Source organism: Levilactobacillus tangyuanensis (assembly GCF_003946545.1).
Taxonomy (GTDB): Bacteria; Bacillota; Bacilli; order Lactobacillales; family Lactobacillaceae; genus Levilactobacillus; species Levilactobacillus tangyuanensis.
In genome coordinates this window covers 283,437-297,958 of the sequence record NZ_RHOA01000001.1, presented here as the reverse complement: position 1 = coordinate 297,958, position 14,522 = coordinate 283,437, and the positions used below count along the sequence as shown (strand labels likewise).

Genomic DNA, 14,522 nt, shown 5'->3' with positions numbered 1-14,522 from the left:
CACTAGTTGGCGCTATTGGGATGTTCACATACAGTGCGCTAATTGGATCGTACTTTGATATGGAGACGATATTTTACATTCTGTTTCTATTCGTTGGAAGCGTTTTGAAAGTTAGTTCTACAATCTTTTATAATAAAGCAACCGTGTCCCAACACAGATGAACATGATCTGGCATCATACTCCCTTCCAAAATCTGAACTCTTTTATACTAACGCCACAAACAAATATCGTTCTTTAAATCACATCGATATGATTATCAGTTATTTTTTCCTATAGCTTGGAATGAATACGATATGGTATTCGCACAACCACTTGGTATGCAGAAAACTATTGAGCCTATTCGCTAATAAAAGTCCCCTCAAAGTTAACAGATGAATAGTAGTCTTTCATCTGTTAACTTTAAGGGGAACTATAGTACAATGACCTTTTCAAATAATGATTTAATTTTTCCTTGAGGACGCCCGCCATCCTATGAGTCCAATTAGGCCACTGACGATGGCCAGCCCTAGGATCGGAGAACTCTTAGCCTCGCCCGTCTTAGGCAACACCTGCTGAGTGGTAGCAAGGGTCCCCTGACCCTTGGTTGGTTTATTCGGCCGCTTGTCAGGCTGGCCGAACTGAATAGTGTTACCACCAGTGGCCATTTCATCCACAATATTGGCCCCCGCACCGCCATTTCCCGGTATCGGATCGGGGGTGACCACGGCAGGCATCTCGGGTTGCTCAACCCCATGGTCGCCGGCCCCGTTGCCTGGTTCATTCGTTGAAGGCTGCTGGGTCACCTCATAATAATAGTTAACCACCGCATCAGCGTTACCAAAGGTCCCGGTAGCATTTGCCGGTGTGGCGATCAGTGTATACCCTGGCACCGACACCGCCGTTGTCGTGTACGACTCACCCGGATGTCCCGTCAATGTTTGGTCATCCGCCAATGGCTGTCCTGCCAACGTCTGATAGTGAACCGTCACCGTTGTGATCGGTTCAGGCCTCACCACCGCGGGCGTCTTGGCCTTGGTGTACGTCACCGTAAATTCATTCTTGGTAGCGCCATACTTGGCAACGGGTAACTGACTCGCAGTATATCCCGATATAATTGGTGACGCCGGGAAATTAATCGATTGGCCATATTTACCCGTAACGGTTTTGTCTGGGGCTGCCTTTTTCCCATCGGCATAGTTATAGTGAATGGTAGCCGTTTCCTCGCGACCGATGTTCGGGTCGATCGTGAACTCCTGCGTAATTTCGCCGGAAAAGGATTGACCAGATCCCTCAGGGACATCCCAATCCATAAACAGATATTTGTCAGAACCGTCAGCTTCCGGAAACCCTGACCAAATAATTTTATTTGGACTCACATTATTTGGCGTCCCATCACTGGTCCAGTAACCGCCAGTTGCATGTAAACGTCCCTCTAGCGGAATAATAGTTCCATCTACATCTTTAATTGTAATTTGGTCAAACACAAAATTATCATCCTTGCCAAGCGTGATTCCTGAGAGATAAATAGCCTGACGACTCGCAGTCAACTGAGTATCTGGCCTAATTGAGCTTTTCAAAGGTGAAAGATCAGTAATATTGTTCTCGGTCAGGTCAACTTCCTTTAGTGATTTGTTAGCAAGCGCAGAGATATCAGTAATCTGGTTCAAGTGAAAGATGACACTGGTCAAATGTTTAAGATCCTTGAGCGCACTAATATCTTCAACTTGTCCATACTCAATACCCACGATGCCATCCCACTTTTCGACCGAGTATAGGTCTGGAAAGATTGAAATTGCTCCCAAATTGGTGGCATACTCTAATCCCTTAAGTGAATTAATCGACAATGACATGTTGAAAAAGTCCCGGTCGGCATATTGTTGATTAATATCTGCATCCAAACGGTAAAGATTATCTCGCAACATTTCCGGGGTAATCTCATCGACCGTTTTTATGTCCAATCCATGAAGCTGAGGATAAGTGGCCTGACCATAGTCCAGCCCTCGCCGCAATTGCCACAACACTAACTGTTGTAAATTTTTATCGGGCATCCATTCATCAATACTGGTTGTCGCTCGCGCCGTAGATCTTGGCGTCGGCGTCGATACCGCTGGGATGGACCTGGCCCTGACTCTTGCCTGGCCACCCCTCCGTTCCGTACCTGCGGCCTGTTTAGTCTGTCCATCAATGCCCGAAACCAAGCTGGTCGGTACCGGCCGGTCTAGACTCGACTCCTCAGCTGGTTTTTCTACCGGCGCTGGCGAAGCAGCTTCATCCCCCCCGAGTTCTGGTGTCTTACCAGTAATCGTTTCCGTGACTGACGCTGTCTCATCGAGTGGCGCAAGGCTTGTCTCTGGGTTTGGCGTGCTCTGTTCTTGCTCATCAACTATCGTGCCCGTTTTTTCCTGTTCCGTCACCACGGAATCGCCATCGAACTCATCCGCCTTGGCGGAAACGTTGGTTACCCCCACCGCCAAGGAAGTCGTGATAATCCCCGTTAGAATCGCAGCTTTACCGTGTTTATACAACTTGCCATATGTCCCAGTCACATCTGTCCGTCTCAATAGAGCTCCTCCTCTAAAAAAAAAAAATCATCAATCGATTGTTGTTCTTAGGTATTATGAAATCAATAATGCGCCAGTCCTTCTGACAGTTTTATCATAGCGTCATGCCTTTTGTTTGTCTAAGTTCCTATTAATAGTTCACAGTATGCTCTACGTGAAAAGACTTATGGTACACCAATTTGATAAGAAAACCGCCACCGCCGTCGGCTAGTTGGCCCGTTTTCGTTATCGTTGTCCTGACCAATCCATTTTCAATGTTTATATTCGGTAAACTCATCTCAAAAAAATAAATAAATAAATTTAACTAATTCGGCCAATAAAAAAACGGTCAGCCGCAGCTAACCGTTTCCAAAAATGGGTCATTAATTTATTTGATCACTGCCTGAAGTCCGGCGGCTAACAAGCCCCCAACGATTGGCCCACACATTGGCACCCAAGCATAGTTCCACTCGGCCGAACCACGATGCGGCACTGGCAGGATTGAGTAGGCCAAACGTGGCCCCCAGTCCCGGGCTGGGTTCAGGGCAAACCCAGTGGTTGTCCCTAGACCCATCCCAATAATCATGATGAGCATCCCCACGATGAATGGCTTCAGGCCATCCGTGAAGTCGCCCAGATTCAGCAGGATGAAGATGAATGCCCAGGTGGCAATCACTTCAGAGAGAAAGTTAAACGTGGGATTCTTAATCGCGGGCCGGGTCGCGAAGATCCCAACGGAATTGCCAGAGGCCTCATCGGGCGTCGCCTTGAAGTGTGGGTAGAATTGCAGGATCACAATCGCCGCCCCAACGAAGGCGCCTAAGAATTGCCCCAGTAAGTATGGGACAACATTGGCCCATGGGAAGAAGCCAAAAGCCGCAAAGCCAATGGTAACGGCCGGATTCAGGTGGCCATCGGAACCTAACATGCCGGCAACATAGACCCCCATTGTCACGGCCATACCCCAGGCGACGCTGACATACGTCCAGTTGGACCCCTTTGCGTAAGTCTTATTTAGATTAATACTAGCGCCAGTTCCGGCACCCAAGATAATCAAAATCATCGTGCCAAAGAACTCACCAATAAAACCATTCATAACTGTTACACCCACCTCGTCATTATTATGTATGAAATAAACAATCATTTGAGCCATTAACAGTCTACCACAGCCCACCACGAATGGGTGAAATTATATGGATGCGCTTACAAATCATAGTCTTATCTTAAACTATTGTTCCAATCCTTGAATTATTACGTCCCGGGCTGAAAGCGTCATCACAATGATATTTATCCGCAATTCGTTTGTAAACTAAGTAGACTATCTTAGGAGTTGTACTTAAACGGATTCTACATATGAGGGATGGATAGATATGACAACGCTCAAACAGATTAGCCTAGCGGTCGCCTTTGCCGCCGCAGTAATACCCGTATTTAACAGCACCACCGCCCATGCCAACAGCACCAACACCATCGTTAGCACGAGCAACATGACCGATACCGCCTACGTTCGTAAGAGCGCCACCGGGTGGACCTACAACCTGGGTGGCTCGGCCACTAACATGACCTTTGGCAAGAAGACCCATTATCTCAAGAACTACCCCAACACGACTTGGCATGCCACCAAGAAGCGGTACATCATTAAAAAGAATGGCGTGAAATACCTCTATTATTACGTCACCAATGGCCGTAAGACCGCTTCCGGCTGGATCTGGCATGGTTACCTGCAAAAGAAAAACTATGCCCACACCAGCACCGCCACAACCGGTAACGGTAACTATGCGTCACTCCTAAAGGTCGCCAAGTCTGAGCTTGGAAAACCTTACGCTTACGGTGGCAATGGCCCTAGCTCCTTTGACTGCTCAGGCTTCACAAAATACGTCTTCAACAAGGCCATCGGCCAGACCTTACCCCGCACCGCTCAGGAGCAATACAACAGTTACCAACACGTCAGTGCGAAGAATGCCAAGGCCGGCGACCTGATTTTCTTCGGCACCAGTGCCAGCAACATTACCCACTGTGGGATTTACCTGGGCAACAACCAGATGATCGATGCCCAATTAAACGGGGTCATCACCGAGGCCACCAATGTTTCCTGGTGGCACACGGTCGGTTACTCCCGTCCCGCCACTTTAAGTTAACTCGCCAGGATAAACAAAACCCCGCAGCCAATCGGCTGCGGGGTTATTTTGTCTTCTATTATGCTGGTGATACGCCGAGGGTATTCTTGTTCCCGCCATTTAAAATCTTGAAGAAGCTAGCTAACTCACGCTTCCGGTATGCCGCGGGTACGAACTCACGGATGGTTTCAAGGTCAAACCCAGTGGCTAATTTGTTGCGGTCAACCACGATCGGATTCTTAAGAATGCCCGGATTAGTCTGGAGTAAATCAACTAATTCGTTCATCCCCATATCTTGCACGTTGGCTGGGAGTGACTTGTAAGCCTTGGAACGGGTGGAAATCAAATCGTCCGTTCCGGATTCAGTTAAGGATAACATGTATAAAATTTCATCCCGAGTTAAGGGTTGTTTTTTAATATCGCGGGCCGTAAAGATGGCGTCATGGTTGGCTAACCATTTCATTGCCTTGGTTACCGCCGTCGTTTTTGCATGGAAATACATTTTAATCATAAAATCGCCCTCCAATGTCTGCCTTCGATGAGGTACTAGACGTTAGCACTCTTTAACACGAGTGCTAATTTATGCTTTTCATTGTACACCACAACGGAAAATGATGAAACCCATTACTCTCGGTCTAGGCCACCATTTAACAATTTCTTCAGGTTCTCCAGGCTTTCTTAAGCTACCAGAAAGCCTATCCGCCGGGCCTACAATTAACTCTAACAGGCGAATGCAAACGTTTTACGCCTGAAAGTTGAATTTTTCTTGAAGATCCCCTCATCCAGGTATTTTCAGATTAACACAGGTGCGTGCTCACGTCCTTGAGGCAAGTCAAGTTAGCGCGGTTGACTACCCAGCATCGGTTAGTGCCCTGGGTCATGGTCAGGTCTATGCCTTTAGAATAGGCGTCATTTGATTAATGATCAATAGCATTTTAATGGCTAATTAAATAACCCCTGTACGATTAATCTGCGACCACTAAAAAAGGCATCACCATTGACCATCGGTGATGTCTTCTCCATATAATGACTATTATGACTTGGTGTCGAAGGCCAGCGCTCGCGTCCATAAACCATTCGTTAATTGGTAATAGGTCGTCACCTTGCCATTGGAATCCGTCCGCCGTACGCGATGGGTAATGGTTACCCGTTGATTGTTCAAATCAGCGGTCGTGCCCTTTTGTTTCGCCAAGGCTGGATCGTTGAATGGATGCGTAAAGAGTGGGTAGATCTTCATCAAGTTAAATTTCCGGTTAAAGGACTCGCTCTTGAATTTATCGAAGGTCAAAGCGCCCTTGCGAATCCAGTAACGCTTAGCAGAAGTCTTCTTGCTGAAACGAATCCGGTACCATAAGCCGGTATCGGCCTTCGCCCGCATGTCCATGTAGACCCGCTTACCCTTATACTTCTTCAAGTTAAGGTTTAAGACATTCCAGTTTTTATGCCCACGGATATGATTGTAGACCGCATACTTCTTATAGTTCTTGGTGAATTGGGCATGTTGTGACGCCAAACCACTGACATACGTCTCATGTTTGTTGGTCTGCTTACGCTTCTTCAACTTCTGGGCCACAGACGTATGCGTAATGGTCTGTTGCGGCTTCACGTTGGTCTTCTTCGCCTTGGTGGTCTTGACCGAGTTCCGTGCGATATTAATCGTATCGCCGGTTAAGGCAAAGTTGGCCTTGATGAAGGCCGCCTTCTTTTTCTTAGTCGTCGTGGCCTTGTTCCCGGTAATATTGACATGGTCCATCGGGTCCGTAGCGGCACTGCTATCTAAGAAGATGTATTGCTGTGTCGGCCGCACATTGGTAAAGGTGTTGTTTTGAATGTTTAAGTTGGTCATGTGGTAATCGGGTTCAGTATTTAACAGATAAATATAGTTTCCCGACCCCAAGACGTGTTCATTGATAAATTTATTGCCCGTAATCCACAGATTCGAAACATCCTTGAAGTGAATCGTTGCGACACCCGTCTTGGCCATCAAAGGCTTGGGGTCAACCACGGTGTTATTGGTGAAGTAAACATTGTGGATGATCCCCGCCTTGCCGTGATCATAGACGGCGTGTTGGCCAATTGGATTCGGCGCATAGGATTGGACCTGGCCGGACTTACGTGAAACCGGCAGGAATTGGTTCTTATGTACCCGGACGTTATAACTTGGTAAGTTATCGTATTGATCACCTGGATGCTTATATGACATGGCCTTGTAGTTCGAGTAGTCCACCTGAATGGCTTCCTTGTAATCGACCGACCCGTTGAACCCCGTAAAGACAGAGTTCGTGACCGTAATATCATGACTCCCATCGATATCGATGTAATGCCCAGTTGGTGACTCGGCATTGTCGAAGACACACTTGTTAAAGCTGACATCCTTGGCGTGATGGATGCTTTGGGTGAAGACACTTTGGCCCTTTGCGGTATGGTCCCCTTGGAACGTGGCACCTTCCCACTTGACATTGCTAATCCCACCGTTGTAACCGGCCTCGGGACTCGGATAGAAGAAGTTCACCCGATGCCCCGCGGTAATCCGGAACACGGCCCCTTTATCGAACTTAAAGGTGATGTTCGAATGTAGCTTAATGTTCCCGGTATCAAACAGGTAGGTCCCCTTAGGCACGTGAATCGTGACCGCACCATCCCACTTGTTAATTATTTTTTGCAAGGCACCATTGTTAACCTTTTTGGCATTGCCAACCATCCCTTGATGCTTGGCATTAATGACCGTCGCGGCATAAGCCACCGAATTGCTGGCTTGGTGTGGTGTTACTGAAACTGTATTTAGTCCCAATACGGCAATCCCCATTGCCACCAACGCTATCAAACCCATCTTTACTCTCAAACGCAAAAAAATCCCCTCCACTTCCTAAATCTTTCATCAGTTTCATTATAAACTAAGACTTTGAAACGTTGGGTCATCTTAATCTAATTGTCACACGATTGAAAGATTCCGGTCGTAAACGGGATCCCTTTTTAAATTGTCAATTAACTTTACTTTTCTACATTAACTTCGCGATGTCATCGTGAAGGCCTTGTAACCGGTCCACCACTTGGCCGCGAACTTGGGTATAAACCTTAACACCATCTGGCGTTAACTTCAGGTTGTGTTGACGACGGTCAACTTGTGAGGCAATGCTTTCAATCAAGCCAGCCCGTAACAACCGGGAGATTTGCCCGGAGATCATTGACTTGGAAACTCCGATTTGGCCAGCAAACTTGGTCGGTGTAAAATCTTCACGTTGGTCCGTGATGGCGTGCAGTAAATTGAATTGTTCCAAGGAGATCGTAATGTCCTCCGTTTTAATGGTCGTTACCGGCCGCATGATTTTCTGTAGTTGGGAGAACCATTCCAAGGATTGGTTCAAATCGTTCGTTTGCGTCATTTAATCTTTCTTCCTTTCTACTTATGCTTCGGCGAAACTGTTACTATTCTTAGCCGCTAACCATTTATTATAGCCCTTATTTTCAGTCTTTATGTTACCGATTCATTAATAGTTTATAGCATTGTAAATGAAAAAACTAGTGATCAGACACCTTTTTGTCATATTTTCTGTAAACGGGTGCATTGAATTCCCTAAATAAAGCCTTTATCATTAAGATTAAGAAATTCTAAACACGGAGGAGAACGTTATGACATCAATTAAAATGATTGCAACCGACGTTGATGGGACATTCTTAACGCAACAGCGAACATACAACAACACTCGGTTTGCCCAGCAACTTAACCAACTGGCCGCACAGAACATTCACTTTGTGGTAGCCAGCGGAAATCACTTAGGCCATCTGAAGGATGTCTTTGCAGCAACCCCCGCGGTCCAAACATTCGTTGCCGAAAATGGTAGCCTAATCGTTGACCACGGCAAGACCCTCTTCGAGACGAGTCTACCCATGCCGGTGGTTCACGATGTCGTGACCACCCTGCTGACCGACGATGCCGTTCGGCCCAACGTCTTGCGACTTTCGGGCGCTCACGGCACTTACATCAACCGGCATGACCGACCCCATGACGCCGTCGGCCAAAAATACTTTTTCAACAATCTGGTCCCCGTAGACGATCTGCTAAAGGTCGACGACACCATCTACAAGGTCAACGGTGAGTGGCCGAACGGCGCCATTCAAGACATTGCCGCCCGCCTGAATCAGCAGTTTCCCGGTAAGATTCACGCCACCGCTAGCGGCTTTGGCAGTATCGATATCATCGCCCCTCACATGAACAAGGCCACGGGACTTGCCCAATTAGCCGAATCCTGGGGGATTACACCCAACGAGATCGCGGCATTTGGCGACAACGATAACGACCGTGAAATGCTCGCTCACGTTGGTCTGGGAGTGGCCATGAAGAATGGTACCCAATCGGTCAAGGACGTCGCTCAGTTGATTACACCAACCGATAACGACCATGATGGCGTCCTGGATGTGATAGACCGTATTCTAACCGATCAACTTTAACGTCAGCTAAATTATTTAGAGCCTGGAATATAAATTCCAGGCTTTTTTGACGTTAATCACCCGTTGAGAGCCAGAGCCACTGACTGATGAGTACCCACATTTGACGAGCAGAGTGTAACCGACTGTGGCCAATCCCAACGACCTCGTGTTCCCGATAGACCAAGGGACTCTGTGCAACCACTCGCCGCAGCGGCGTAATCTGACTGACCGGGACGGCACCATCCGTTAGACGGCCTCCTAATGTCCCGTAGACGTTCAACACTCGTCCACCGCGCAAATGGTCCAGATCGGTTTTCAACGCGGCTAGGCGTCGAAAGGCTGCATCTGGTGGGGCGTCTCTGGGGGATTCATCTACCGGCGCTCCCAATAGCAACAACTGATGAAGCTGTGGTAGCTGGCCGGTTGACTGAGCCGCAAAGACACTGTGGATCAGGGCGCTCCCACCCCAAGAGTGGGCAACCGCATTGAAGCTGGTCACACCATATAGCTGGGACAGGTCACTAAGCACCCCGGTCAACCAACGAATCTGTGGCTCATAGGTTCGCGTCCAGGCATGGTCAAACAGGACCTGAACTAAGGGATTGGTCGCCTGACCGTCCCACTCACCACGCCAGTGCCGGCGACCAAAATGGTCCACGTGAACCACTAACGCCGGATGGGCCAACCGTTGGTGTGTCGACCAGCGAATGAATCCCCGGTAGGTGCCCGCTTGACCGCCCCAACCAGGGATTAATAAGGTGGGTCGAGCCGCATAGTGGCAATCGGAACGACGTTCACCCAAGGCCACCGGGCGACTGCCCCGATGACGGTGACCCATCCCGATCAACCAGCTTCCGGCAAACAATCCTACCCGCCAATATTGCTTGCGGTTCATAGATGTTCCCCCTCATAATTAAACCATTATGCCAGCTTTTTAAGTTGTGCACAAGTTAAGTTCTGGTTACGAAATAAATTGGTTTTCAAGTCGCAACTATCCGGCAAACCCGCTGCCTCAGAAACTTTCTGACCAGAACAACATTCTCCATTTGACATTGGCCTATCAGAAAAAATATAATGAAATGTAATGAAAACGCTTTAAAATATTCGGAATCGAGGAGCTGCTATGCAAACTGCTACGAAGCACTGGGATACCTATGAAGATGAGGCCGTCACTGAATATTCAATCGAAAACGACCATGGGGTCAAGTTAGCTGTCCTGAGCTGGGGCGCCACGCTACACACGCTATCCGTCCCAACCGACAAGGGCGACCGGAATTTGGTGCTATCTTACCACAAGATGGCCCACTACCTAGATAATCCGTTCTATGTTTGCATGGGAATTGGTCGAACCGGCGGACGAATTAGTCGCGGAACCTTTTCGCTAGGTGATCAAACCTATCACGTTGCCACAAATGAAGGGCAAAACACGTTACATGGGGGACCCAACGGCTTTAATACCGTTAACTGGGTCGGTCAAATTGATACAACCAATCCCAACGAGCCTCGGATTATTCTCACCCACACCTTCAAGTCCACCGACGACTCCTATCCTGGCGACCTAACCGCGCAGATGATTTACTCCCTCGATAACGAGGATCACGTTCACTTAGAATTTGTTGGAAATAGCACGGCCTTGACCCTGTTCAACCCAACCGCCCACCTCTACTTTAACCTGAGCGACGATGACCTGATTGCTGGGCAAACACTCCAGGTTAATAGTACGGAACGACTAGAACTGGACGATGAAAAGTTGCCGACCGGGAATATGTTGCCCAATGCTGGCACGGCCTACGACTTTGCCAACGGTCAAAACCTAGGCGAGTCGTTGCGGGCACTGCAAGGCATCCCCGAGCAAGGCCTCGACGATGTCTATCACGTCACGCCGGCCGACGATCTCGCCATCGCTAAGCTCAGTGACCCCCTGACTCATCGCAGCATCACGATTAAGTCCGACCGAAACGCCTTGGTCGTCTTCACGGGGAATTCCTTCAATTCCACCATGAAGCTCGCCGGGGGCCCTGGCCAACCCTACATGGGGATTGCGCTTGAAGCGCAAAGCTTACCGGATTCGCCTAACCATCCGGAATTCGGCGACGTTAGCCTGCCGGCTGGCGAAACACGTTGCTACCAAATCAGCTACGAGTTAACCTATTAACCCTCGATCCGCTGACCCATCACATCAGGTGATGGGTTTTTTGATCCATCTTCAAACGATTTAGCTGGTCGAGTCATTGTCGTTGACGTGCCAATTGCCCTATGATACATTGGTAAAACGTAATCATTATCATTTAAAAAGGAGCGTCAAGATGGCTAAGAAATCAAAAATTGCTAAGGCCCGAAAGATTGAGGCCACTGTTGCGAAGTACGCTGATCAACGAGCTGCACTAAAGGCTGCCGGTGACTATGCCGCCCTTGCCCTGTTACCACGGGATGCTTCACCGACTCGAATTCACCGCCGTGACCATCTAGATGGTCGGCCACACGCCTACATGCGGAAGTTCGGGCTCTCCCGGCTAAACTTCCGGGAACTCGCCCACGCGGGCCAAATCCCTGGTGTGACTAAGGCCAGCTGGTAGCCCTAAAACAAATCCCACGGAAACGTTATCATTTGCGTTTGACGTGGGTTTTTTTGTGGCTTACACTGAATTTATCACACTTAAAAGGAGTGCTTAAATTGGCAGAAGTTTTAACCGCAATCAATGTCTTTGACGTTTTCGGTCAGAGTGCTAACTCCCCTTATGCAGGAGCCAACACCCCCAAGTTAAACGCCCAATTCGTTGGTTACACCCCAGAAATGTCATTCGACATTGATAACCAGCCTAAGCTGGCCCGCAACAACGAACGCAAGTTGCGCAACATTGAAAAAGAAGTTCGGGAAGAATTCCGCGAACGCCTCATCAAATTAGGCGGCGCCGACTTGGAAGAAAACCTCAAGACCTTTGGCGATCTCATCACGACTTTCCGTGACCGGATCGAAAAGGAAATCACGACTTCCGATAACTTGGACCTTTCAAGCTTGACCACCACCGGTGAATGGGTAACCTACTGGCGGAATGACTCCAAGCTAGTTCAACTTAAGAATGAACAACAACGGTCACAAATGTTCTAAGACCGTTTCCAGCAAAAAAGGTCACCACGAGAAATTTCTCGTGGTGGCCTTTTGCTTTACTTGAGTTCTAAAGCCTCACCGGCAACATCAATGGTCAATGGAGCACCACTGATGAGCTTGAAGTGCGGACCATCCGCGTGAACACTGACCTCAATCAGTCGCCCACGGAAGACCTGGCGGAACGTGTAGCTCGTCCAGGTCTTGGGTAAGAATGGCGCGTAATGTAATTGGCCATTGCGAACCCGCATCCCGGCAAATCCTTGGACAACCGCAATCCAACCACCGGTCATGGCCGTGACATGCAGGCCATCCGTCGTGTCATTGTTGTAGTTGTCGAGATCCAACCGCGCCGTCCGTGAGTAAAGTTCCACGGCCTTATCTTCATAGTGCAGATCGGCAGCCAATACCGCATGAATGGCGGGTGACAGGCTGGATTCATGAACCGTCAATGGTTCATAGAAGTCGAAGTTCGCCTTCTTCTGTTCTGGTGTGTAATCATCGATGAAGTCCCAGATGCCTTGCAGAACATCCCCTTGCTTGATGTAAGGTGACCGGAGAATCTTGTCCCAAGACCAATGCTGATTGATTGGCCGTTGGTCTGCTGGAATTGAGCTGACCGGTTCAATGTCCTTATCCAGGAAGCCATCGTGTTGCACGAAGATGTTGAGATCCTTGTCATATGGCAGATACATCCGCTTAACAATGTCACGCCATTGGGCGCGCTCATCGGCGGAGACGGCTAAGGTCTTGGCCGTTGCCGAATCAACTTGGTCTAGAATGGACAGTGTGTATTTCAATGTCCATTGGGCCAGCATGTTGGTGTCCCAGTTGTTATCCACGTTGTTTTCGTACTCATCGGCACCGGTAACCCCGTGAATCATGTAGGCCTGGTTCCGTTTGCTGAAGTGAACCCGGTCGGCCCAGAACCGCGAAATTTCGGTCAGCACCTTGGCCCCTTCATGCAGGACATAGCTGGTATCGCCGGTGTAGCGGGTGTAATTGTAAATGGCAAAGGCAATGTCACCATTACGGTGAATCTCTTCAAAGGTAATTTCCCATTCATTGTGACATTCGATCCCGTCGAACGTCACCATCGGGAAGAGGGCCCCGTTCAGACCTTGTTGTTGGGCGTTGACGTAGGCCCCATCCAATTGCTTGTAGCGATACATCAACAGGTTACGGGTGACCTCGGGGTTCGTAATACCCAGGTAAACGGGAACGGCGAAGGCCTCGGTATCCCAGTAGGTCGCGCCACCGTACTTTTCACCGGTAAACCCTTTAGGCCCAATGTTCAGTCGTGAATCCTCACCATAATAAGTGGAGAATAACTGGAAGAGGTTGAACCGAATCCCTTGTTGCGACTCATCATCACCCTCAATAATCACATCGGACTTTTCCCACCGTTGGGCCCAAATCGCTGTGTGGGCCGCCAACAGATCGGCGTAACTCACCTTGGCCACCTGATCACTCAGGTCATGCATGGCATCCGTCAATTTGGCCTGGTCGGCATAGTCCCTGGAGGTCACCACGATCACACGTTTTTCCAGTGTTGCGCTAGCGTCTGGCGCCAAATGACCGGTGTAGGCCGTCATGACTTCCTTCGCGTTAGGCTGCGTGACGGCCACGTTGGTCAAGTCCGTGACGACCCGCATCTCCATGCCGGAGGTAAATTGCGGCGTGCCGAAAGGATTTGGCGTTGTCTTGGCAACCACACTGCCGTGATCTCGGCCTTGTTCCGTATCTAACACGTCCCAGAAGCGTTCATCGTAGTTGGCTTCCTCGTTCTTCACGTCGGCATCGATGCTAGGCTTAACGGTCACATCGACCGCTTCGGCACCCAGATTCTTCACGCTGACTCGTTGGACAGCCAATTGGCGTTGGCTAACGCTCAAGAACCGTTCAAAGTTGAATGCGACCCGTACAGCACCCCGTTCTAACGTAAAGGACCGGGTTAACACCCCTCGTTTCATATCGAGGTCAAGGGTAAAGTCACTAATGTCATCCTTGGCTAGGTCGAGGGGCGTCCCATTAACATCGATGGGTTCCTTGATGAAGTTAACGGCGTTGACCACTTTCCCGAAATACTTCGGATAGCCGTTCTTCCACCAGCCCACTCGGGTCTTGTCGGGATACCAGACCCCGCCTAAATAGATGCCTTGCAGTGAGTCGCCACTATAACCTTCCTCAAAGTTGCCCCGCATCCCCATATATTCGTTACCGAGGCTGGTCATTGACTCTTGAAGCCGCTTATCCTTCGGGTCAAAGGTATGGGTGACGACATTCCAAGGCTGAACATCAAAAATTCTTTTCATGGTCGTAAGTCTCCTTCGCTTGCTAGACGATTGGCAG

Annotated in this window: 12 protein-coding genes; 5 read left to right on the top strand and 7 right to left on the bottom strand. The window is 49.0% G+C overall.

Annotated features, from left to right (window positions below; all coding sequences use genetic code 11):
- Positions 1 to 440: 440 nt before the first annotated feature.
- Together EKM96_RS01305 and EKM96_RS01300 are read right to left on the bottom strand one after the other, a co-directional pair.
- A complete protein-coding gene (locus EKM96_RS01305) occupies positions 441 to 2,540 on the bottom strand; it encodes a MucBP domain-containing protein (RefSeq protein WP_125638652.1) in 2,100 nt (699 codons plus the stop codon).
- 367 nt (positions 2,541 to 2,907) lie between these two features.
- A complete protein-coding gene (locus EKM96_RS01300) occupies positions 2,908 to 3,615 on the bottom strand; it encodes an MIP/aquaporin family protein (RefSeq protein WP_125638651.1) in 708 nt (235 codons plus the stop codon).
- Positions 3,616 to 3,889: 274 nt separating this feature from the next.
- Between EKM96_RS01300 and EKM96_RS01295 the strand changes: the two genes are divergently transcribed.
- Positions 3,890 to 4,657 carry a C40 family peptidase gene (locus tag EKM96_RS01295; protein WP_125638648.1) on the top strand — a complete coding sequence of 256 codons (768 nt, stop codon included), beginning with the start codon at positions 3,890 to 3,892 and terminating at the stop codon, positions 4,655 to 4,657.
- A gap of 58 nt (positions 4,658 to 4,715) precedes the next feature.
- Here the strand turns inward: EKM96_RS01295 and EKM96_RS01290 are convergent, their stop codons facing one another.
- From EKM96_RS01290 to EKM96_RS01280, 3 genes are all read right to left on the bottom strand, one after another.
- Positions 4,716 to 5,147: a Spx/MgsR family RNA polymerase-binding regulatory protein gene (locus EKM96_RS01290; protein WP_061776585.1), complete on the bottom strand. Its 432-nt coding sequence runs from the start codon at positions 5,145 to 5,147 to the stop codon at positions 4,716 to 4,718.
- Between the two features lie 522 nt (positions 5,148 to 5,669).
- Entirely contained in the window at positions 5,670 to 7,484 is a 1,815-nt protein-coding gene (locus EKM96_RS01285) for a GW dipeptide domain-containing protein (protein WP_125638645.1), read from the bottom strand.
- Between the two features lie 151 nt (positions 7,485 to 7,635).
- On the bottom strand, positions 7,636 to 8,019 hold the full coding sequence (locus EKM96_RS01280) for a MarR family winged helix-turn-helix transcriptional regulator (RefSeq protein ID WP_125638642.1): 384 nt from the start codon (positions 8,017 to 8,019) through the stop codon (positions 7,636 to 7,638).
- Positions 8,020 to 8,266: 247 nt separating this feature from the next.
- Here EKM96_RS01280 and EKM96_RS01275 point away from each other — a divergent pair, with 247 nt between their 5' ends.
- Positions 8,267 to 9,085, top strand: a complete 819-nt coding sequence (locus EKM96_RS01275; RefSeq protein ID WP_125638639.1) for a Cof-type HAD-IIB family hydrolase — start codon at positions 8,267 to 8,269, stop codon at positions 9,083 to 9,085.
- A 52-nt stretch (positions 9,086 to 9,137) separates the two neighbouring features.
- Here EKM96_RS01275 and EKM96_RS01270 read toward each other — a convergent pair whose 3' ends face one another.
- A complete protein-coding gene (locus EKM96_RS01270; protein ID WP_125638636.1) occupies positions 9,138 to 9,959 on the bottom strand; it encodes an alpha/beta hydrolase in 822 nt (273 codons plus the stop codon).
- A 228-nt stretch (positions 9,960 to 10,187) separates the two neighbouring features.
- On the opposite strand from EKM96_RS01270, the gene EKM96_RS01265 reads away from it, so the two are divergent.
- The 3 genes from EKM96_RS01265 to EKM96_RS01255 all read left to right on the top strand — a co-directional run bounded on the left by EKM96_RS01265 (position 10,188) and on the right by EKM96_RS01255 (position 12,173).
- Positions 10,188 to 11,219 (top strand): aldose epimerase family protein, encoded by a 1,032-nt coding sequence (locus tag EKM96_RS01265; RefSeq protein ID WP_125638633.1) that lies wholly within the window; start codon positions 10,188 to 10,190, stop codon positions 11,217 to 11,219.
- A 151-nt stretch (positions 11,220 to 11,370) separates the two neighbouring features.
- Positions 11,371 to 11,640 (top strand): 30S ribosomal protein S14, encoded by a 270-nt coding sequence (gene rpsN / locus EKM96_RS01260; protein WP_125638630.1) that lies wholly within the window; start codon positions 11,371 to 11,373, stop codon positions 11,638 to 11,640.
- Between the two features lie 98 nt (positions 11,641 to 11,738).
- The gene (locus EKM96_RS01255) at positions 11,739 to 12,173 is read left to right on the top strand and encodes a hypothetical protein (RefSeq protein WP_125638627.1); all 435 of its coding nucleotides are present in this window, start codon (positions 11,739 to 11,741) and stop codon (positions 12,171 to 12,173) included.
- 56 nt (positions 12,174 to 12,229) lie between these two features.
- On the opposite strand, the gene EKM96_RS01250 is transcribed toward EKM96_RS01255, so the two are convergent.
- On the bottom strand, positions 12,230 to 14,485 hold the full coding sequence (locus tag EKM96_RS01250) for a glycoside hydrolase family 65 protein (protein ID WP_125638624.1): 2,256 nt from the start codon (positions 14,483 to 14,485) through the stop codon (positions 12,230 to 12,232).
- Between the last annotated feature and the right edge of the window lie 37 nt (positions 14,486 to 14,522).

What these genes read in the sequence shown, in the direction of transcription:
- EKM96_RS01300 (WP_125638651.1), bottom strand. Translation starts at nt 3,615, where the DNA reads ATGAATGGTTTTATTGGTGAGTTCTTTGGCACGATGATTTTGATTATC.
- EKM96_RS01295 (WP_125638648.1), top strand. Translation starts at nt 3,890, where the DNA reads ATGACAACGCTCAAACAGATTAGCCTAGCGGTCGCCTTTGCCGCCGCA.
- EKM96_RS01290 (WP_061776585.1), bottom strand. Translation starts at nt 5,147, where the DNA reads ATGATTAAAATGTATTTCCATGCAAAAACGACGGCGGTAACCAAGGCA.
- EKM96_RS01280 (WP_125638642.1), bottom strand. Translation starts at nt 8,019, where the DNA reads ATGACGCAAACGAACGATTTGAACCAATCCTTGGAATGGTTCTCCCAA.
- EKM96_RS01275 (WP_125638639.1), top strand. Translation starts at nt 8,267, where the DNA reads ATGACATCAATTAAAATGATTGCAACCGACGTTGATGGGACATTCTTA.
- EKM96_RS01270 (WP_125638636.1), bottom strand. Translation starts at nt 9,959, where the DNA reads ATGAACCGCAAGCAATATTGGCGGGTAGGATTGTTTGCCGGAAGCTGG.
- EKM96_RS01265 (WP_125638633.1), top strand. Translation starts at nt 10,188, where the DNA reads ATGCAAACTGCTACGAAGCACTGGGATACCTATGAAGATGAGGCCGTC.
- rpsN (WP_125638630.1), top strand. Translation starts at nt 11,371, where the DNA reads ATGGCTAAGAAATCAAAAATTGCTAAGGCCCGAAAGATTGAGGCCACT.
- EKM96_RS01250 (WP_125638624.1), bottom strand. Translation starts at nt 14,485, where the DNA reads ATGAAAAGAATTTTTGATGTTCAGCCTTGGAATGTCGTCACCCATACC.